20 protein-coding genes and 1 pseudogene are annotated in these 20,081 nt (G+C 68.2%); 6 read left to right on the forward strand and 15 right to left on the reverse strand.

The annotated features are described in order from the left end of the window. Positions 1-28: 28 nt before the first annotated feature. Genes ACN675_RS09425 through ACN675_RS09435 form a run of 3 tightly spaced genes read right to left on the reverse strand, consistent with a single transcriptional unit; the run spans position 29 to position 2,848 of the window. The gene (locus tag ACN675_RS09425) at positions 29-1,114 is read right to left on the reverse strand and encodes an adenosine deaminase (protein WP_420750608.1); all 1,086 of its coding nucleotides are present in this window, start codon (positions 1,112-1,114) and stop codon (positions 29-31) included. 17 nt (positions 1,115-1,131) lie between these two features. Further along, positions 1,132-2,436: a thymidine phosphorylase gene (locus tag ACN675_RS09430; RefSeq protein ID WP_420750609.1), complete on the reverse strand. Its 1,305-nt coding sequence runs from the start codon at positions 2,434-2,436 to the stop codon at positions 1,132-1,134. Then, positions 2,429-2,848, reverse strand: a complete 420-nt coding sequence (locus tag ACN675_RS09435) for a cytidine deaminase (protein ID WP_420750610.1) — start codon at positions 2,846-2,848, stop codon at positions 2,429-2,431. The genes ACN675_RS09430 and ACN675_RS09435 overlap by 8 nt, the downstream gene beginning before the upstream one ends. A 253-nt stretch (positions 2,849-3,101) precedes the next feature. On the opposite strand from ACN675_RS09435, the gene sdhC reads away from it, so the two are divergent. Genes sdhC through ACN675_RS09455 form a run of 4 tightly spaced genes read left to right on the forward strand, consistent with a single transcriptional unit; the run spans position 3,102 to position 6,494 of the window. Further along, on the forward strand, positions 3,102-3,509 hold the full coding sequence (gene sdhC, locus ACN675_RS09440; protein WP_420750611.1) for a succinate dehydrogenase, cytochrome b556 subunit: 408 nt from the start codon (positions 3,102-3,104) through the stop codon (positions 3,507-3,509). Between the two features lies 1 nt (position 3,510). Continuing rightward, positions 3,511-3,951, forward strand: a complete 441-nt coding sequence (locus ACN675_RS09445; RefSeq protein ID WP_248673205.1) for a succinate dehydrogenase hydrophobic membrane anchor subunit — start codon at positions 3,511-3,513, stop codon at positions 3,949-3,951. Between the two features lie 15 nt (positions 3,952-3,966). Beyond that, positions 3,967-5,718: a succinate dehydrogenase flavoprotein subunit gene (gene sdhA / locus ACN675_RS09450; protein ID WP_420750612.1), complete on the forward strand. Its 1,752-nt coding sequence runs from the start codon at positions 3,967-3,969 to the stop codon at positions 5,716-5,718. Next, positions 5,718-6,494 carry a succinate dehydrogenase iron-sulfur subunit gene (locus ACN675_RS09455; protein WP_197254990.1) on the forward strand — a complete coding sequence of 259 codons (777 nt, stop codon included), beginning with the start codon at positions 5,718-5,720 and terminating at the stop codon, positions 6,492-6,494. The genes sdhA and ACN675_RS09455 overlap by 1 nt, the downstream gene beginning before the upstream one ends. 122 nt (positions 6,495-6,616) lie before the next feature. Here the strand turns inward: ACN675_RS09455 and ACN675_RS09460 are convergent, their stop codons facing one another. Continuing rightward, the gene (locus ACN675_RS09460; RefSeq protein ID WP_420750613.1) at positions 6,617-7,657 is read right to left on the reverse strand and encodes an NAD(P)-dependent alcohol dehydrogenase; all 1,041 of its coding nucleotides are present in this window, start codon (positions 7,655-7,657) and stop codon (positions 6,617-6,619) included. Between the two features lie 205 nt (positions 7,658-7,862). Between ACN675_RS09460 and ACN675_RS09465 the strand changes: the two genes are divergently transcribed. Further along, positions 7,863-9,065 (forward strand): hypothetical protein, encoded by a 1,203-nt coding sequence (locus ACN675_RS09465; RefSeq protein ID WP_420750658.1) that lies wholly within the window; start codon positions 7,863-7,865, stop codon positions 9,063-9,065. A gap of 13 nt (positions 9,066-9,078) precedes the next feature. Here ACN675_RS09465 and yhjD read toward each other — a convergent pair whose 3' ends face one another. From yhjD to ACN675_RS09500, 7 genes and pseudogenes are all read right to left on the reverse strand, one after another. Further along, positions 9,079-10,113 carry an inner membrane protein YhjD gene (gene yhjD / locus ACN675_RS09470; protein WP_420750614.1) on the reverse strand — a complete coding sequence of 345 codons (1,035 nt, stop codon included), beginning with the start codon at positions 10,111-10,113 and terminating at the stop codon, positions 9,079-9,081. Positions 10,114-10,127: 14 nt separating this feature from the next. Beyond that, complete coding sequence (gene trpS / locus ACN675_RS09475; RefSeq protein WP_420750615.1) at positions 10,128-11,168, reverse strand: tryptophan--tRNA ligase; 1,041 nt, start codon at positions 11,166-11,168, stop codon at positions 10,128-10,130. 13 nt (positions 11,169-11,181) lie between these two features. Continuing rightward, complete coding sequence (locus tag ACN675_RS09480; protein ID WP_420750616.1) at positions 11,182-11,604, reverse strand: barstar family protein; 423 nt, start codon at positions 11,602-11,604, stop codon at positions 11,182-11,184. Further along, positions 11,604-11,696 (reverse strand): annotated as a pseudogene (locus ACN675_RS09485) (ribonuclease domain-containing protein); the annotation flags it as partial. The pseudogene ACN675_RS09485 and the gene ACN675_RS09480, both read right to left, overlap by 1 nt. 24 nt (positions 11,697-11,720) lie before the next feature. After that, positions 11,721-12,113 (reverse strand): ribonuclease, encoded by a 393-nt coding sequence (locus ACN675_RS09490; RefSeq protein WP_420750617.1) that lies wholly within the window; start codon positions 12,111-12,113, stop codon positions 11,721-11,723. After that, a complete protein-coding gene (locus ACN675_RS09495) occupies positions 12,110-12,913 on the reverse strand; it encodes an exodeoxyribonuclease III (RefSeq protein ID WP_420750618.1) in 804 nt (267 codons plus the stop codon). The genes ACN675_RS09490 and ACN675_RS09495 overlap by 4 nt, the downstream gene beginning before the upstream one ends. Before the next feature lie 5 nt (positions 12,914-12,918). After that, positions 12,919-14,148, reverse strand: coding sequence for an MFS transporter (locus ACN675_RS09500; protein WP_420750619.1), 1,230 nt, complete (start codon positions 14,146-14,148; stop codon positions 12,919-12,921). 48 nt (positions 14,149-14,196) lie between these two features. On the opposite strand from ACN675_RS09500, the gene ACN675_RS09505 reads away from it, so the two are divergent. Next, on the forward strand, positions 14,197-14,853 hold the full coding sequence (locus ACN675_RS09505; RefSeq protein WP_420750620.1) for a MarR family winged helix-turn-helix transcriptional regulator: 657 nt from the start codon (positions 14,197-14,199) through the stop codon (positions 14,851-14,853). Between the two features lie 89 nt (positions 14,854-14,942). Here ACN675_RS09505 and ACN675_RS09510 read toward each other — a convergent pair whose 3' ends face one another. The 4 genes from ACN675_RS09510 to ACN675_RS09525 form a co-directional block, all read right to left on the reverse strand. Next, the gene (locus ACN675_RS09510; protein ID WP_420750621.1) at positions 14,943-16,220 is read right to left on the reverse strand and encodes an acyl-CoA dehydrogenase family protein; all 1,278 of its coding nucleotides are present in this window, start codon (positions 16,218-16,220) and stop codon (positions 14,943-14,945) included. Positions 16,221-16,304: 84 nt separating this feature from the next. Beyond that, positions 16,305-17,897 (reverse strand): class I adenylate-forming enzyme family protein, encoded by a 1,593-nt coding sequence (locus ACN675_RS09515; RefSeq protein WP_420750622.1) that lies wholly within the window; start codon positions 17,895-17,897, stop codon positions 16,305-16,307. Then, the gene (locus ACN675_RS09520; protein WP_420750623.1) at positions 17,894-18,667 is read right to left on the reverse strand and encodes a citryl-CoA lyase; all 774 of its coding nucleotides are present in this window, start codon (positions 18,665-18,667) and stop codon (positions 17,894-17,896) included. Before ACN675_RS09520 ends, ACN675_RS09515 begins: the two co-directional genes overlap by 4 nt. After that, positions 18,664-19,851, reverse strand: a complete 1,188-nt coding sequence (locus ACN675_RS09525) for a CaiB/BaiF CoA transferase family protein (RefSeq protein ID WP_420750624.1) — start codon at positions 19,849-19,851, stop codon at positions 18,664-18,666. Before ACN675_RS09525 ends, ACN675_RS09520 begins: the two co-directional genes overlap by 4 nt. Positions 19,852-20,081: the final 230 nt, after the last annotated feature.

Genomic DNA, 20,081 nt, shown 5'->3' on the forward strand with positions numbered 1-20,081 from the left:
TCCCACCGCCACAAAGGCACACCGGGCGCTACGCGCCTATCAACACCGCGTAGCCGGGTTTGATGACGTCGTCGATCAGCTCGAGCCGCTGATCGAACGGCAGGAACGCCGATTTCATGGCATTGATGGTGAATCGTTCGAGGTCGACCCAGCCGTAGCCGAACGTCTCGACCAGGCGCATCATCTCCTTCGTCATCGTGGTGTCGCTCATCAGCCGGTTGTCGGTGTTGACGGTGACGCGGAACCGCAGCCGCGCGAGCAGATCGAACGGATGGTCCTCGAGCGCGGCGACCGCCCCGGTCTGGACATTGGAGCTGGGACAGAGCTCGAGCGGAATCCTCTTGTCCCGCACGTAATTCGCCAGTAGCCCGAGCGTCGCGGTGCCGTCCTCGGCGACGGTGATGTCGTCGACGATCCGCACCCCGTGACCGAGCCGGTCGGTGCCGCAGAACGCGACGGCCTCGTGGATCGACGGGAGCCCGAACGCTTCTCCCGCATGAATCGTGAAGTGCGCGTTGGCCGCCCGCATATACTCGAAGGCGTCGAGGTGACGGCTGGGGGGATATCCGGCCTCGGCGCCGGCGATGTCGAACCCGGCGACCCCCCGGTCGCGGAAACGCACTGCCAGTTCGGCGATTTCACGCGACCGCGCCGCGTGCCGCATCGCGGTGAGCAGACACCCCACGTGGATCCGGCCGCCCGCCGCCGCGACCGCGGACTCCCCCGACCGGAACCCCTCGAGGACGTGCTCGACGACCTCGTCGAGGGTCAGGCCGGACTCGAGGTGCTGTTCCGGGGCGAACCGGACCTCCGCGTAGACGACGCCGTCGGCGGCCAGGTCCTCGACACACTCGCGGGCGACCCGCTCGAGTCCGTCGGCGGTCTGCATGACGGCGACCGTGTGCTCGAACGTCTCGAGGTACCGCACGAGCGATCCGCTGTCCGCCGACTGCCGGAACCATCCGGCCAGCCCGGTCTCGGTGTCGGCAGGCAGGGTGTGGCCACATGCGTCGGCGAGGTCCAGAATCGTCCCCGGTCGCAGGCCACCGTCGAGGTGGTCGTGGAGCAGAACCTTCGGTGCCGTACGCACCTGCGGGGCAGTCAGCTCGTTCATGCCCCGACGGTAGTCGGCTACCCGGAGATCCGCTCCACGACGAGCGGCCGGGCGGGCACGGCGGGTGCCCCTCCGTCGGACGCCTCGGCGGATATCCGGACCCCGCCCTGCAGCGTGGTGAGCGCGGCGGGGATCTTCTCCGGGGTATCGGTGTGCAGGGTCGCGAGGACCTGCCCGGCGCGCACCGCCTCCCCCGGTTTGGCGTGCAACTCGACACCGGCGCCGGCCTGCACGGCCTGCCCCTGTCGTTCACGACCGGCACCGAGGCGCCACGCCGCGACCCCGACCGCCATGGCGTCGAGTCCGGTGAGGATGCCGTCGGAGTCGGCGCGCAGGGTCTCGGTGTAGGCGGCGGTGGGCAACGCGGCGTCCGGGTCGCCTCCCTGCGCGGCGATCATCGCGCGCCATCGGTCCATTGCCGAGCCGTCCTTCAGCCGGTCGGCGGGGTCGACGCCGTCGATCCCGGCGAGGGCGAGCATCTCCCGCGCCAGCGCCAGGGTCAGCTCCACGACGTCGGACGGTCCGCCACCGGCGAGAACCTCGACGGCCTCGCGCACCTCGAGCGCATTGCCCGCCGTGCGCCCGAGCGGGGTGTCCATGCGGGTGATCAACGCGACGGTGGGCAGGCCTTCGTCACTGCCGAGCTCGACCATCGTGCGCGCGAGTTCGCGGGCCTCGCCCAGCTCGGTCATGTAGGCGCCGGAGCCGACCTTGACGTCGAGGACGAGCGCGCCCGTCCCTTCGGCGATCTTCTTGCTCATGATCGAACTGGCGATGAGCGGGATCGATTCGACGGTGCCGGTGACGTCGCGCAGCGCATACAGCTTGCGGTCGGCAGGGGCCAGATCCTCGGTGGGTGCGCACACGACCGCACCGATCGCCGGATCGGTGAGGATCTCGGCCATCTCGACGGTGTCGAGGTCGGCGCGCCAGCCCGGGATCGATTCGAGTTTGTCGAGGGTGCCGCCGGCGTATCCGAGTCCCCGTCCGGACAATTGCGGCACCGCAGCCCCGCACGCCGCGACGAGCGGTGCGAGCGGCAGCGTGATCTTGTCGCCGACGCCGCCGGTGGAGTGCTTGTCGACGGTGGGCAGGCCCAGGCCGGTGAAGTCGAGACGCCGTCCGGAGTCGATCATCGCGGTGGTCCAGCGGGCGGTCTCGGCGCGGGTCATGCCGCGGAACCAGATCGCCATCGCGAGGGCCGCCATCTGTTCGTCGGCGACGATGTCGTGGGTGAACGCCCTGATCACCCAATCGATCTCGGCGCCGGTCAGTTCCAGACCGTCGCGCTTGTGCCGGATCACGGAGACGATGTCAGGCACGATTGCCTCCCGTCGGATGCACGGCCGCAAGATCATCGGGCCCGAACGCGTCGGGGAGCAGCTCGGACATGGGCCGCGGCCCCCGGGACGTGTCGACGAGCAGGTCGGGTCCGCCGTGCTCGATGAGGAGCTGGCGGCAGCGCCCGCAGGGCATCAGAACGGCGCCGCGGGCGTCGCAGACGGAGATCGCTCGCAACCGTCCGCCACCACCGGAAACGAAGTTACCGACGAGTACACATTCGGCACAAAGTCCTACCCCATGTGAGACATTTTCCACATTGCACCCACTCACAACTGCGCCGTCGGCAGTGAGAGCGGCGGCCCCCACCGGGAACCGCGAGTACGGCGCGTATGCACGCCCCATCGCCTCATGTGCCTTGGCGCGCAACGTTTCCCACTCCACGTCCACCATGGTTGACCATCCTGTCACGGTGGCGAAGACGACGTTCGGCGGCCCCCACCGCGCCAGATCACAGTTGGAAAGGCAAACCTAACTTAGCATTTCGGGCCGGTACGAATCGCGAAGGAGATTAGTTCCCGGGATTCCGATGGGTTTAGAGTCTGAACAAGTCGGTTCAGGTTCTCGTCGGGCCCGTGCTGCGGAATCCCCCACAGGCTACAGCGGCTCGACGCGTCCACCATTGACGTTGGAGGCACAGCACTCGATGAGCAGCACGACTGAAGCCGCCCCCGCACCGGCGGGGCGCACACGGTCGCTTTACCGGGGAGATCCCGGAATGTGGTCCTGGGTTCTGCACCGGATCACAGGCGTGGCCACGTTCTTCTTCCTTTTCGTCCACGTTCTGGACACGGCACTCGTCCGGGTCAACCCCGAGACCTACGACAGTGTCATCGAAACCTACAAGAACCCGATCGTCGGCCTGATGGAGCTGGCGCTCGTGGCGATGGTTCTCTACCACGCGCTCAACGGCCTGCGCGTCATGCTCGTCGACTTCTGGTCGAAGGGACCGCAGTACCAGCGCGTCATGCTCTGGACGATCCTGGTGATCTGGTTCGTGGTGATGATCCCCGCGGCCGGACGCATCTTCTACAACATGTTTGCGGGGCACTGACATGAGTGAAGCGAAGACTCTCGGAACGGCGTACGACCGCCCGGCCGGCCTCGACAACCCGCGCTCGCCGCGTCGTCAGGCCAAGAACAACTTCGAGCTCTACGCCTGGCTGTTCATGCGCCTGTCCGGCCTTGCACTGATCATCCTCGTGCTCGGCCACCTGTTCATCATGCTGATGCTCGACGAGGGCGTGCACCGCATCAACTTCGCGTTCGTCGCCGGTCGCTGGTCCAGCCCGTTCTGGCAGTTCTGGGACCTGTCGATGCTGTGGCTCGCGCAGCTGCACGGCGGCAACGGTCTGCGCACCGTCATCGCCGACTACTCGCGCAAGGACTCGACCCGTTTCTGGCTCAACACGATCCTCGCAGTGTCGATGATCCTGATCATGGGCCTGGGCACCTACGTGATCTTCACATTCGACCCCAACATCGTTGCGAGCTAGGGGAGCCAAGACTTCATGCAGGAACATCGTTATGACGTGGTCATCGTCGGTGCCGGCGGCGCCGGTATGCGCGCGGCCATCGAGGCCGGCCCCCGCGCCCGCACCGCGGTTCTGACCAAGCTCTACCCGACACGCAGCCACACCGGTGCCGCGCAGGGTGGCATGTGCGCCGCGCTGGCCAACGTCGAAGAAGACAACTGGGAATGGCACACCTTCGACACCGTCAAGGGCGGCGACTACCTCGCCGACCAGGACGCCGTCGAGATCATGGCCAAGGAAGCCATCGACGCGGTGCTGGACCTGGAGAAGATGGGTCTTCCCTTCAACCGCACCCCCGAAGGCAAGATCGACCAGCGCCGCTTCGGTGGTCACACCCGTGACCACGGCAAGGCCCCGGTCCGTCGCGCGTGCTACGCCGCCGACCGCACCGGCCACATGATCCTGCAGACGCTGTACCAGAACTGCGTCAAGCACGACGTGGAGTTCTTCAACGAGTTCTACGCACTGGACATCGCGCTGACCGAGACCGAGGACGGTCCCGTCGCCACCGGTGTCATCGCCTACGAGCTCGCGACCGGCGAGATCCACGTCTTCCACGCGAAGTCGATCGTGTTCGCCACCGGCGGTTCGGGCCGCATGTACAAGACGACGTCCAACGCGCACACCCTCACCGGTGACGGGCTGGGCATCATCTTCCGCAAGGGCCTGCCGCTCGAGGACATGGAGTTCCACCAGTTCCATCCGACCGGACTCGCGGGCCTCGGCATCCTCATCTCCGAGGCCGTCCGCGGTGAGGGCGGCATCCTCCGCAACGCCGACGGCGAGCGGTTCATGGAGCGCTACGCCCCCACCATCAAGGACCTCGCGCCCCGCGACATCGTCGCCCGGTCGATGGTGCTCGAGGTGCTCGAAGGCCGCGGCGCCGGTCCGAACAAGGACTACGTCTACATCGACGTCACGCACCTCGGCGAGGACGTCCTCGAGGAGAAGCTCCCGGACATCACCGAGTTCGCGCGCACCTATCTCGGCGTCGACCCGGTCACCGAGCTCGTCCCGGTGTACCCGACCTGCCACTACGTGATGGGTGGTATCCCCACCAACGTTCAGGGCGAGGTCCTGCGCAACAACGACGAGACCGTCAAGGGCCTGTACGCCGCCGGCGAGTGCGCCTGCGTGTCCGTGCACGGCGCCAACCGCCTCGGCACCAACTCGCTGCTCGATATCAACGTGTTCGGCCGCCGCGCCGGCATCGCTGCCGCCGAGTACGCGAACAGCACCGAGTTCGTCGAGCTGCCCGAGAACCCCGCGACCTACGTCGAGGAGTGGCTCGACCGCATCCTCCACGCGGGCGGCAAGGAGCGCGTCGCCGACATCCGTCGCGACCTGCAGCAGTCGATGGACAACAACGCGTCGGTGTTCCGCACCGAGGAGACCCTCACGAAGGCCCTCGAGGACATCCACGATCTGAAGAAGCGTTACAAGAACATCACGGTTCACGACAAGGGCAAGCGCTACAACAGCGACCTGCTCGAGGCCGTCGAGCTCGGCTTCCTGCTCGAGATGGCCGAGGTCACCGTGATCGGCGCCCTCAACCGGAAGGAATCGCGCGGCGGTCACGCTCGCGAGGACTACCCGAATCGTGACGACGCGAACTACATGAAGCACACCATGGCGTACAAGGTGGGCCAGGATCTGATCTCCGAAATCCGCCTGGATTACAAGCCGGTGGTCCAGACCCGGTACGAGCCGATGGAGCGGAAGTACTGATGACTACTCTCGAGAAGAACGACGCCGTCGCCGCGGAACTGCCTCCGGTTCCCGAGGGCGCCGTCATGGTCACCCTCAAGATCGCCCGGTTCAACCCCGAGGACGGCAAGGGTCAGCACTGGGATTCGTTCCAGGTGCCGGCGCTGCCCAGCGACCGCATGCTCAACCTGCTGCTGTACGTGAAGGGCTACCTCGACGGAACCCTCACCTTCCGCCGCAGCTGCGCGCACGGCGTGTGTGGCTCCGACGCGATGCGGATCAACGGTGTCAACCGCCTGGCCTGCAAGATCCTCATGAAGGACATGCTGCCCAAGGACGGCAAGCCGGTGACCATCACCGTCGAGCCGATCCGCGGCCTGCCGGTCGAGAAGGACCTGGTCGTCGACATGGAGCCGTTCTTCGACGCGTTCCGTGCCGTCAAGCCGTTCCTCATCACGACGGGCAACGAGCCGACCCGCGAGCGGATCCAGTCGCAGGCCGACCGCGCCCGCTTCGACGACACCACCAAGTGCATCCTGTGCGCGTGCTGCACCACGTCGTGCCCGGTGTACTGGAGCGACGGGTCGTACTTCGGCCCCGCCGCGATCGTCAACGCGCATCGGTTCATCTTCGACTCGCGTGACGAGGGTGCCGCCGAGCGTCTCGACATCCTCAACGACAAGGACGGCGTGTGGCGCTGCCGCACCACCTTCAACTGCACCGACGCGTGCCCCCGTGGCATCCAGGTGACGAAGGCGATCCAGGAGGTCAAGCGCGCGCTGCTGTTCGCTCGCTGACCCTCCCTGTCACAGGGAACTGCACCACGGAACGCGGGTCCGGCCCTTCGGGGTCCGGGCCCGCGTTCTGTGTTTCGGGCTCGGTTTCGGGTTCGATGGTCCGCTCGGCGGCCGCCGGCGGCTCAGCCGGGCACGACCACACCGCGGCCGAGGATGGTGCCCTCCCGCAGCCTCCGGTACGCCTCGGGCCCCTCGTCGAGGGTGAACGTCTCGGTGTGGATCTCGAGCCTGCCGGCCCGAGCCAGGGCGATCACCTCCATCAGCTCGGTACGGGACCCCCAGTACGGGGTGACGACGGAGGCACCGAACGGAACGAGGAAGAACCCGACCTTCGCGTGCGCGCCGGCGTGGATTCCGACGATCGAGATGTGCCCGTCGATCGCGACGACCTGCTGGGCCATGTCGATCGTCGACTGCGCGCCGACGAAGTCGAACACCACGGTGGCGCCCTGACCGCCGGTCAGTTCGCGGATCGCGGCGGCCGCGCTCGCATCGGACCGGATCGCAACATCGGCACCGACCGTGCGGGCCAGTTCGAGGCGGTCGTCGTCGACGTCCAGCGCGACGACCCGGGCCGCGCTGATCGCCCGCAGGATCTGGATCCCGACGTGACCGAGCCCGCCCACACCGACCACCACCGCGGTGGATCCGGGGCCCAGCAGCGGCAGTACCCGGTTGATCGCGTGGTACGGGGTCAGACCGGCGTCGGTCAGCGGAGCCGCCGCGACCGGGTCGAGATCACCGATGGGCACGAGGTGCCGGGCCGAGTCGACGATCATGTACTCGGCCATGGAACCGGGAGAACCGAGCCCCGGCGGGGTGATCCCGAGGTCGGCGGCGCGGCTGCAGTAGTTCTCGTGGCCGCGGGCGCACGCGTGACAGGAACCGCAGCCCCACGGCCCGTACACGGCGACCGCATCTCCGACCGCGACGCCGTCGACGCCCGCGCCGAGTTCGGCGACGGTGCCGACCCCCTCGTGGCCCAGCGTCAGTGGAAGCCCGTAGACGTATCCGTCGGCGGGCAGGTCCATCACGAAGATGTCGGAGTGGCACAAGCCCGCTGCGGTGACCTTCAGCAGCACCTCCCCCGGGCCGGGGGACGGTGTGGGGATCTCGACGACGACCGGCTCCGCACCGATCTCGGTGTACTGGACGGCTTTCATGGACCCGACAGTACGGCCGATCCGCCACCGCGTCAGCCGATGCAACCGATTGTCGGCCGATGTAACCGAATCGAATGATCTTGTTCACCGAAACCCGGTCCGTTTTCGGCGAGCCGCGGCTATCGTGGACGCGACGAACGGAGTCCCCGTGTCCGACAATCGCTCTCGATCGGCCTGCGCCCGGATCGTTGCCCTCGTCGCGTTCCTGTGCGCCGCCGTCACGGTCGCCCTGCCTCCGGCCGCGACCGCCGATACTCCCCTGTGCGCGTGGCGGTTCATGTCGAACGAGACGGTGCTGAACGTCGCGTTCCCGGACGTGAACGCCACCTACTGGGTGCTGCCCTATGCACTGGGCCCGGGCGACTCGATCGAACTGTCCGGCACCTACCCGTACGCGCGGTACTTCTCGCTCAACACCTACGGCACGAACTTCGACACCGTGGACACGTTGCGCGACAACCAGATCGGCCCCGACCCGGGGAGCAGCAATCCGTTCACGGACGCGTCGGCGCGCACCCTCCCCCCTGCGCAACGACAATGGCACGCCACCATCGTCACCGGCCCGGCCGACCACGCGCGCAACGAGATTCAGGCTCTGCCGGCCGGCCAGAGCACCCCCGTGGGTTTCCTGATCATCCGCGTCTACGTGCCCGACGACGCCGCTTCCCCCAGCGGCGGTGTGCCGTTGCCCGAGGCGACGATGCGGGTCGGTGGGGCGACCGTTCCGCGGCAGCCGTGCGAGCAGCCGTTCGACCCGAACTCCTACACCGGCCCCGTCTCACAGCTCGCGCAGGCGGGATTCGATCAGGTCATCGCCGGTGCCGCGAGCGGCGCGTTCCCCGGCGACACACCGGAGACGGTATTCGTGAACCCGGCGAGCTCGTCCGGTCTGTTTCCCAACGGGGACAACAAGTATCTCGGAACGGCACTGACCTACCAGCCGGGCCGGATCGTCGTCGTGCGCGGGAAGGCACCGACGTTCCCGGACACCCGCGCGGGTGTCCCGGCGACCGATCCGGATCAGCAGGTGCGGTATTGGTCGCTGTGCCAGAACGATCGGGTCTCGCCCTATCCGGTGGTGGCGTGCGCGGCCGATTTCGAGACCGCGCTCGACGAGTCCGGCTACTACACCTACGCGGTCGCCGCGCCCGCCGATCTCACCTCGGTCGCCGATCCGACCGTGACCGTGCTGCCGTGGGGCGATACGACGGTGCCGAAGAAGGTGCTGTTCCTGCGCTACATGCTGCCGACGCCGGCGTTCTACCCGCAGTCCATCCAGGCGTCCCAGGCGACCGGTGCCGACCCCGCGACGGTGATGGGCCCGTACTATCCGACCGCCGTGTACTGCTCCGCGACGACCTTCGTCGCCGGGGGCTACGAGGCGTGCCGGGACGAGGCGGCGGGCTGACCCGCCGGTCGGGTCATTTCCGGGAGCGTCGGCGCGACCCGAGCAGCGCGCCACCGAGAATGCCCGCACCGACGAGCGCGATACTCTCCCGCACCCCGGGACCCTGGTGAACCTCGAGCCGCGGGGTGATCGTCGCCGGTTCGGGCGCGGGCACGTGCGCCAGGGCCAGATTCTCCTCCTTCGACGCCGCCCACGCCGTGCACAACAGCAGCAGCTTCGCCGTCAGGTTGGAGAAGATGAGCAGACCGAGGATCGGGCCGAAGGCGACGCCGGCAGGCCCGTTCAGCACGATCTCGAGATAGATCGACCCGGCCTGCTTGAGCACCTCGAAGCCGATCGCGGCGATCAGACCGGCCTGCGCGGCGCTGCGGAAGGTGACGGGTTCGCGGGGCAGCCGCGCGATCACCCACGTGAACACCGCCCAGGTCGCGCCCAGCGCGAAGACCAGCGCGGCGATCCGCAATGCGACGCCGATCCCGATGAGGTTCTCCATGTTCAGCAACGTGACGAGTCTGGACATGATCGGGCCGCTGCTCAGCGCCGACAACCCGAGCGAGACGATCATGGCGAGTCCGAGACCCAGCAGCGACGCGCCGTCCCGCAGTTTGGAGACCACGAAGTTGCCCTTGTCGCGGGGGTGGTCCCACATCGCGGTGAGACCGTCGCGCAGGTTGGCCATCCAGCCGAGCCCTGCGTACGACGCGGTGAGCAGACCGATCAGGCCGACGGCGCCGCGCGAGTTGATCGCCGACGCGATCAGGTCCTGCACGGTGTCGCCGAGTTGGCCGGGGATGTTCTCGGCGATCGCGTCCTGGATCTGCTCGATCATCTCGGGCCGGCCGGCGAGCACGAAACCGGCGATCGAGAACGCCACCATGAGGATCGGCACGAGAGCCAGCACCGTGAAGTACGTGATGCCGGCGGCGTAGTAGTCGCCTTTGTGGTCCTGGTAGCGCAGCCCGGTCCGGATCGTGTGGTCGAGCCAGGGATGGGCTGCACGCTGCCGATCGAGGAAACCGGGTTTCTTCTCGTCGCTCGCGCCGGCCATCCGTGACGCTCCTTCTACTTGCGGGGCAGGAATCCCACCTTGTCATAGACCTGGGCAAGTGTCCGGGAAGCGACGTCGCGCGCACGGTCCGCGCCGTTCGACAGGATCCGGAGCAGTTCGGTTTCGTCGGACAGGTACTCGTCGACCTTCGCCCGCAGGGGCGTCACGAACTCGGTGAGCACCGCGGCGGTGTCGTTCTTCAGATCGCCGTAGCCCTTGCCCTCGTATCCGGCGACGAGGTCGTCGATGTCGCGGCCGGAGAGCGCCGACTGGATGGTGAGCAGGTTGCTCACGCCGGGCTTGGCCTCGCGATCGAAGCGAATCTCCCGTTCGTTGTCGGTGACGGCCGACTTGATCTTCTTCGCGGACACCTTCGGGTCGTCGAGCAGGTTGATCAGGCCGGCCGCGGTCTCGGCCGACTTGCTCATCTTCGACGTGGGGTCCTGCAGGTCGTAGATCTTCGCGGTGCCCTTGACGATGTGCGGCTCGGGGACGACGAAGGTCTTGCCGTAGCGCTTGTTGAAACGCTGCGCGAGGTCCCGGGTCAGTTCGAGGTGCTGGCGCTGATCCTCGCCGACCGGCACCCTCTGCGCGCGGTAGAGCAGGATGTCCGCGGCCATCAGCATCGGGTAGGTGAACAGGCCGACCCCGGCGTGCTCCGTGCCCTGCTTCGCGGACTTGTCCTTGAACTGCGTCATCCTGCTGGCCTCACCGAACCCGGTCATGCAGGTCAGCACCCAGGACAGTTCGACGTGCTCGGGAACGTGGCTCTGCACGAACAGCACCGACTTCTCGGGGTCGATGCCCACGGCCAGGAGCTGCGCCGCCGAGACCAGCACCCGCTTGCGCAGTTCCTTCGGGTTCTGCGGCACGGTGATCGCGTGCAGGTCGGGAATGAAGTAGTAGGCGTCGAACTCGTCCTGCATCGGAACCCACTGCTGCAGCGCACCGAGGAAGTTCCCGAGATGGAAGGAATCCGAAGTGGGCTGAATGCCGGACAGCACCCGAGGCCGGGCGGTCGGCGCGGTAGCGTTCTGATCTGCAGTGCTCGACATGCTCTCGATACTGTCACGCACCGGGTTCGGTGCTGCGACCGAGGTCGCCGTGTCCGGCCGCGGCGAATCGCTCGGCCACGGCCGCAGCGTACTGCGGCGGGACCTGCAGGATCACCCGCAGCGGGATCTGCCCGAGCACCGCGACGAACCACGCGAGCTGGTCCGGTTCACCACTGAGCAGTTCGTGCGCGTCGAACACCAGCACCGAGGGAGCGGCGCCGCCGCAGACCTCGGCCAGGCACTCGTCGAAGGCGTCCTTGTTCGCACCGAAGTAGTACGGGAACTGCAGCGCCGCGGCGAACTCGTCGAACAGCTGCCGGAGGGTCGTCATCTTCCGGCCGCGCACGTGCACGACGCGCCCGTCCTGCCGCAGTTGTTCCTCGAGGTCCGCCGCGCCGGCGCGGGTGGTCTCGAGCAGGGTCAGGTCGGCTCGCATCAGCACATCCTCGTGAACGACTCGTAGTGGTCGGCGGTGTACCACGCCGATCCGTCCGCACCGGTGACGATGCGTTCGGCGTCGCGGCTGCGTCCGGGCTTCTTCCGGTTGACGTCTCATTCCTGATAGGCCGCCGGTCGCCCGTCGTCGCCGACGGTGGGCAGCTCGCCCTCGTAGTTGCCGAACCGGCGACCGCCCTGGGTGCCCGGGGCGTCGTCCGGTGGCCAGTCCCCCGCGTCGATGAGCTCGAGGGTGTCCCAGACGTAGTCGGGGATCGGACCTTCCGGCTCGCACGTGACGGTGTCGCCGTTCGGCTGTGCCATCCCGGACGGCTGGGCCAACCCGGACGGCTGGGCCAACCCGGACGGCTGGGCTGTCCCGGACGGAACGGACAGCAGCGGCGCGACGGTCGTGCCGGTGTCGGTGGCCGCGCCTCCGCAGGCAGTGACGACCAGCGCGACGATCGCGGACAGCAGCGCGAGCAGGGCGGACCTGCAGTGCCGGCTCACCGGAATTCGACCGTCACCGGCGCGTGGTCCGACCAGCGTTCGGCGTACGTCGCGGCCCGTTCGACGCGGGCCGCGGTCACCCGGTCGGCGAGTGCCGGGGTCACCAGGTGGTAGTCGATCCGCCAGCCCGCGTCGGTGTCGAAGGCCTTGCCCCGGTACGACCACCACGAGTACGGGCCGGGGACATCGCCGTGGTGCTCGCGCACGACATCGCGCCACTGACCGGTCGCGAGGAGATCGCCGACCCATTCGCGCTCGTGGGGCAGGAATCCGGACTTGCGGATGTTGCCCTTCCAGTTCTTGATGTCCCGTTCGGTGTGCGCGATGTTCCAGTCGCCGCACACCAGCATGTGCCGGTCCGCCGCGACGACCTCGGCGGCGCGGTCCCCCAGATACGCCGCGAGCGACTTCATGAAACGTTCCTTCTCGTCCTGCTTCGGGGTTTCCGCCTCGCCCGTGGGCAGGTAGAGGCTCCCGACCGTCAGGTCGCCGAAGTCGGCCTCGAGGTACCGGCCGGTGTCGGCGAAGCTCTCGTCGCCGAAGCCGACGCGGACCGCGTCCGCGGGAACCCGGGACATGATCGCGACACCGGCCCGGCCCTTCGCGGAGGACTCGGCGCCGACGACCTGCCATCCGGCGGCGAGGGCGGGCGCGATCGCCGCGTGGAACTGCTTCTCGGTCGCGCGGACCTCCTGCAGGCACACGATGTCCGCGGCCGACCCCTCGAGCCATTCGAGCAGGCCCTTGGTGGCCGCGGCGCGCACGCCGTTGACGTTGACGGTGGTGATGATGCGAGGCACGCCGGTCACCGTAACCGACGCAGTCGTCGGATCCGGTCCGATGGGACGGTGTCGAGGCGGACGGAGAATGTGAGGACCGCGACCCCTGCAAGCGGAAGCACGGATCCGACCGCGGCGGGGGCCGTGTAACCGAACCCGGCAGCGATGACGAGGCCCCCCAGCCACGCGCCCAGCGCATTCGCGGCATTGAGCGCGGCGTGGTTCAGGGACGCCGCGAGGGACTGGGCGTCGGCGGCGACGTCCATGAGGCGGGTCTGCAGCCCCGGGATCAGTGAGGCGTTGGTCGCGCCGATGAGGAACAGCAGCACGAACGCGGCGACCGGCCGGTGAGCGCCGGCGACGAACAGCCCGAGCAGCGCGGCGTAGACGAGCATGCCGCCGATCAGGCCGGGAATCAGCGCACGGTCGGCGATGCGACCGCCGGCGAGACTGCCCGCGACCATGCCCGCGCCGTACACGGCCAGCCCGATCGGGACCGTCGAGCGGGCGACGCCGGTGACGTCGGTGAGGGTGGTCGCCAGGTAGGTGTAGACGGCGAAGCACCCGGCGAAACCGACGGTCGCGACGATCAGCGTCAGCCACACCTGCCGTCGCCGCAGCGCACCGAGTTCGGTGATCGGGTTGGTGACGGGCATCGAGACCTTCGGAACCCAGGCGGTGATGGCCGCGACGGTCGCGGCACCGATGACGACCACGAGGCCGAACGCCGTCCGCCAGCCGAGGGCCTGCCCGAGCCACGACGCAGCGGGCACACCGACGACGTTGGCGACGGACAGGCCCAGCATCACCTGGGCGACGGCCCGGGCGCGGCGCTGGGGACCGGCGAGGTGCGCGGCGACCAGCGCGGCCACCCCGAAGTAGGCCCCGTGCGGCAGGCCGGCGAGGAAACGAGCCGCGACGAGGAGCCCGTAGCCCGAGGCGGCGACCGAGGCGGCGTTGCCGAGCGTGAAGATCGCCATCAGGGCGGCGAGCAGCGTCTTGCGGGGCACGCGGGCGGCGAGCACCGCGAGCAGGGGTGCGCCGACGACGACGCCGAGCGCGTACGCGGAAATGGTGTGGCCGGCGGTGGGCTCGGTGATACCGAGGTCGGCGGCGATCTCGGGGAGCAGGCCCATCGCGACGTATTCGGTGGTGCCGATTCCGAAGCCACCCAACGCCAGCGCGAATATCGCGAGGGCGCGGCTGCGGACGGTTCCGGACCCGGTGGGTGGGTGCGCGATGTCGGTGAGAGTCACGGGAGTCCATTGTCCCGGCCGCGGCGGTGAGGTCGCCGGCGAGGACCGGTGACTTCACTCACCCGGCACTTCGGGCGGGAAAGCAGCTGCGAAGGTCTTGGCAACCGCCGAAATGCCCTTAGACTGTTGACGAAACAAGAACTTATTCCTGTCCGGTTCACCGAGATCTGTCGGTTCGAGCCGAAACCGAAAGGGCAACGCATGGCCGACGCGCTCGATGAATTCTTTGTCGAGGACGTCGAGCGCAGCGACGGCTCCGGCTCGAAGTCGCTCAATCTCGACAACAATCCGACGGTCCTGCTGGTGTGGGCCGCCAACAGTTTCAACCGCAGCGCCTCCCGGCACTACCAGAACACCTTCGGCATCAGCGCGATGGAGTGGCGAATGCTGGTGATGCTGTGCAAGGAACCCGATGTCCCGGTGACCGCGGCCAGCCCCGCGGTCGGCTACGACAAGGGCGCCGTGAGCCGCGCGTTGAGCAAGCTCGAGAAGCTCGGCCTGGCCGAGGCGAAGGCGAACGGCACGAATCCGCGGAGCCGCCTGTGGCATCTCACGCCGGAGGGGTACGAGCTGCACGACCGCATGCTCGAGGATGTGCTCGCTCGCCAGAAGCAGGTGCTCTCGGGCTTCACACCGCGGGAGATCAAGAAGTTCAACGAAATGCTGCGGCGCTTCCGGGAGAACCTGGACGGACTGAGCGAATAGACGGACCACCGAAACGCGGATCGGCCCGGGCACCGTATCGGTGCCCGGGCCGAGCAGTGTCGCCGGACGACTCGGTTACACCGGAAGACTCAGCTGCGTCGAATCGCGTTCGGCACCACACCGTCGGGCTTCGGGACGAACGAACCCGTGGTGTCGAGCAGCGGACCCATCCAGTCCATCGCCCGGGCCTGGAAGTTGTTGATGGCGTGGGTCTGCGTGGCCATCAGGTCCGTGAGGTACCGGCCGAACGGCCGGGTGTTGTAGATGCCGGTGCCACCCGCGACGCGGTACAGCTCGGTACCGTACCGAGCGGCGCGCGCGGGGATGTACGCCGACTGGAACCGGAACTCCTCGAGCCGCTCGGGCGAGACCGCGGCACCGCCGGTCGCTTCGGCGATCACCGCGCCGTAGTTCGCGTACAGCCGTCCCTTCGCCTCCGAAATGAACGAGTAGGCCTCGGCCAGTGCGAGGGCAGCGGCGGGGTCGACGCCCTTGCGTCCCTTGCTCCGGATGAAGTCGGCCAGGGCGTCGGCCATGCCCTTCAGTGCGCCGAGCGCGGTGGGCGCCTGGGTGGCGCGGGAGAAGACCTGGAAGAACGGGAGCTTGAACAGCAGCCCGTCGTTGAGCGCGAGGCCCGGTGCCGTTCCGTCGTGCACCTCGTTCCAGGTCAGGCTGCGGTGGTCGGGGACGAAGGCATTCTCGACCACGATGTCGTTGCTGCCCGTGGCGCGCAGACCCGAGACGTCCCAGTTGTGGACGATCTCGTAGTCCTTGCGCGGGAGCAGCAGCACGTGGCTGCCCAGCGGTCCGGGTCCGGGGGTCGGCTCGCCTTCGACGTTCGCGCCGAGCAGCGCCCATTCGCAGTAGTCGCTGCCCGACGAGAACGACCAGCGGCCGGACAGGAGGTAGCCGCCGTCCACCCGCTTCGCGGTCTGCGGCGCGTACGGCGAACTGACCAGCGTGGTGTGGTCCGTCGACCAGACGTCCGACTGGGCACGCTCGTCGAAGAAGCCGAGGTGGAAGTGGTGGATGGCGACCACGCCCAGGACCCAGCCGACGGACGGATCTCCCTCCGCGAGAATCGAAGTCACCTCGAACGATTCGATCGGCGACAGTTCGAAACCGCCGTGGGAACGCGGCTGCAGCATCTGGAAGAACCCTGCCCGCTGCATGTCCTCGATCGTCTCCGGCAGGATGCGGTCCTGCTGCGCCTGGCGTGCCGCGCGCTCCTTCAGCGCCGGAACGAGGTCGCGGGCACATTGCACCAGCGGCGAGGACGTGAAGTCGCCGACCAGGAATTCGTGGATCCGGCCGATCGGGTCGTCCCAGACGGAGGATGCGGTGCGTGGTGCGAGGGTCTCGGTCATTGCTCGGTCCTTTCTGTGGCCACCGTCGGTCACGCTGACCGGTTCGACGGGTGGCTGCGCGTCGTCACCGACGACGGTGCGGGCTTACTGTTCGGCGGTTACGAGGTCGACTTCGCAGGCGCAGTCGCGGAGCGTGGCGTCCGCGCGCAACCGGTGTTTCGCGACCTTTCCGGTGGGGGTGAGAGGCATGTCGTCGGTGAACACGACGTAGCGCGGTCGCTTGATCCGGGCCAGTCGTGTGCTGCAGAAGTCGGCGACTTCCTGTTCTGTCAGTTGCGAATCCGTTCGCCTGGTCACCACGAGCAGGATGTCGTCGTCACCCATTTCGGAGGGCACGCCGACAGCCGCGGCGAGCACGATCTCCGGATGCTCGGCAACGACCCGGTCGAGTTCGGCGCCGGAGATGTTCTCCCCGCGCCGGCGGATGATGTCCTTCTTGCGGGCGACGAAGTAGAACCATCCGTCCTCGTCGCGGCGGACGAGGTCGCCGGTCTTGAACCAGTCGCCGTCGAAGGAATCGGCGGTCTGCTCGGGTTCACGGAAGTAGCCGAGCATCACGATGGGCGTGTTCACCCACAGTTCGCCGACCGTTCCGTCGGGGACGTCGGCGCCGTTGTCGTCGACGATCCGGCACTTGGCCCACGGCCTCGCGGGATCGGGATGCCGGCACAACCGGCCCATGCTGCCCTTCGGAGTCTCGCCGTCGTAGGGGGTGCTCAGGATGCCGGGGATCTCCGTCATGCCGTAGCCGCCCACCAGGTGCGGCACACCGAACCGGTCGCGGAAGGCCTGCATGCTCGCCTGCCGGATCCCGTAGATCTTGCGCAGCCCGTGCTCGGGAACGTACTCGCTCTCGGGTCGGTTGAGCAGGATCGCGCTGATCGCCTCGATCATGTTGACCTGCGTCGCGCGCAGCGTCGTCACGGTCGTCCAGAAGTTCGACGCCGAGAACTTCGGCTCCACCAGCAGCGTCGCGCCCGCGGCGAGCGCGCCCGCCACCGAGTAGAGCAGTCCGTTGACGTGGAAGAGCGGAAGGATCGCCAGGACCCGGTCGTGCGGCTGCAGCCGCACCCGCTCCACGAAGCTCTCCCCCGCGGCGATCACGCTCTGCTGAGAGTGCAGGACGCCCTTGGGGAAACCGGTGGTTCCGGAGGTGTAGATCATCACGCACGGCGCCTCCGGGTCGCCACCGAGCGTCGTCGGCTCTGCGGTGAGCAGGTGCTCGCCGAGCCGTTCGATCCAGACGTCCTCGTCGACCTCGGCGCGCGCCGCCTCGGCGGTCGCTGCGGCGACCTCGTCGCAGAGGACGGCCCGGGCACCCGACTGGCGCAGGACGTAGGCCGCCTCCTCCACCTTGAAATCCGGGTTGACGGGGACGAACACGGCACCGAGCCCCGCGGCGGCGAGCAACGCGAGCACGTGCCAGTCGCTGTTGCGGCCCATGACGAGCACGCGGTCGCCGGCGACGACACCGCGGCCGTGCAGGTAGGCGGCCAGACGGCCGGCCGCGTCCAGGGCCTGCGCCCAGGACCGGGACCGCTCGCCGCACACGAGCATCTCGCGCCCGGAATCGGTCTCGGCGCGGCTGCGGACGAGATCGGCCAGGGTTCCGTCGTGCTCGCGATAGAGCGCGAGCACCCCGGCCGAGGAGTACCGATCGGTCGACGCGGCGGTCATGCCTGCGTCTCCTCCGGTGCCGAGTACGGGATGCCTTCCCGGGTGAGCTGCCAGATCTTCCGCGCGGAGGGCTCGTTGAACTCCTCGACCACGTGACCGAGCAGACCGCCGGCGCGCGAGACCACGGCCATGCCGCGGCCCGCCTTCAGCGGGATTCCGATCTCCAGGAACAGCGCGGCGATCATGCCGGTGGCGTTGATGGTCAGGTGCCGGCCACCGCGGGCGGCGTCGACCTCGCGGCTCAGAGTCAGGAGCAGATCGACGTAGCGGCCCCTGAGCCCGTTCTCCTCGGCGACACGCAGCAGCTTGATCGAGCGCGGATCGTCCGGCTTGTGCAGGCGGTGCCCGAATCCCGGGACCGGCCGCTTGGTGCCGACATACTCCTCGGCGACCCGCTTGCAGTACACGTCCGGGTCCTCACCGCTGCGGATGCCTTCGGCGAGGATTTCCGCGCAGCCTTCCATGGTGCCGGCGAAGACCGGGCCGACGGAGAGCAGACCGGCGGCCATCGCGACCTGCACGTCGTCGGGGACGCTGTCCGCGACCAGGCGGGTGACGATCGAGGTCGGGACCCAGCCGTGTTCCATCAGGGTGACCAGGCAGGCGTCGAGGACACGCGCCTCGGCGGTGGACGGCATCCGCCCGACGGACAGGAAGTAGATCATCTCGGTGAAGGTGCGCTCGCCGATGAGCTCCTCGCACAGGTCCTTGCCGCGGACGGTGACCGACTTCTCGTCGGAGGTCGCGATGTGTGTCACTGCCTGGGTCACTTGACTTCTCCCGTGTTCGTCGCGGCTGCGCCGTCGACCAGTTCGTCATGGTGCGCGTCGAGCGCCGGAGCCTCGGTGCCGAAACCTGCCCGGGCACCGTTGATGCTCAGCGGCAGTCCGGTGAGCTTGAGCCGCTCGTCGTCGGTGTCGAGGATCATCTGCATCGCCGCGGTCTGCGGGTGCTCGAGGACCTGCGGGATCGAATTGATCGGTGCGCAGGGCACTCCCGCCGCCTCGAGGCGCTCGATCCACTCCGCGACGGTGGCACCGGCGACGATCTCGGAGATCAGCGGCAGGAGCGTGGGACGGTTCTCCGTGCGGGCCGCGTTGGTCGTGAAGCGCGGATCTTCGGGCCACTCCGGATGGCCCAGTGCCCCGGCCAGTTTGGCGAACAGTCGGTCGTTGCCGGCCGCGATGATGAACGGGCCGTCCGACGCCTCGAACGCCCCGTAGGGCGTGAGCGAGTTGTGGCCGGTGCCCACGCGCGGCGGAATTTTGCCCGTGGCACCGTAATCGGCGATGTGGCGACCTGCCCAGTTGACGGCGGTCTCCAGCAGGGAGGTCTTGACCTCGCTGCCCACTCCGGTGACCTGACGCTGCAGGAGTGCCGAGAGCACACCGATGACCGACCACATGCCGGTGCCGAGGTCGACCACCGAGGGGCCGACCCGCGAGGGCGGTCCGCTCGGGTCACCGTTGATGGCGACCATGCCCGAAAAAGCCTGCAGGAGAGGCTCGTAGCCGGGACGATCGGCCATCGGGCCGGCGTGACCGAAGGCCGACATCCCGCAATAGATCAGCCGCGGGTTCACGGCCATGAGCGTGTCGGCGTCGGCCTTGAGCTTCTTGTCGACGCCGGGGCGCAGGTTGTGGACGAAGACGTCGGCATCGCGGATGAGATCGAGGAACGCCTTGTAGTCGTTCTCGTCATCGAGGGAGAGAACCACGGACTTCTTGTTGCGGTTCATCATGTGGAAGCTCACCGAGCTGTCCCCCACGAACGGCGGGCCCCATCCGCGGGCGTCGTCACCGCCGGGCTTCTCGACCTTGACGACGTCGGCGCCCAGGTCACCGAGGATCAACGAAGCGTACGGAGCGGCCAGGTTCTGGCCCATCTCCACGACTTTCAGTCCCGGAAGCATTCCGAGCGGACTTCCCGCTTCCTTGCTCTGCTGAATCTCCACAGCTTCCTCCTACGACTTGCGGCCCGGGCGCCGACGCATTGCACGACCCCGTCACAAGTTGTTGTTTTGTCAACACGCATCTTGTCGAGAGAGTTGTTGAGTTGTCAACACCACGTTTGCGATGGATGTGGCTCGACGCCACAGGGTCGGCCCTTCCGCAGGCCTGCCGGAAAACGGCACGCCGGCGCCGACGACGGGACCCGAGGTCCACGCCGCCGACGCCGGCCGTG

The organism is Rhodococcus sp. O3 (assembly GCF_048897285.1).
Classification (GTDB): Bacteria; Actinomycetota; Actinomycetes; order Mycobacteriales; family Mycobacteriaceae; genus Rhodococcus.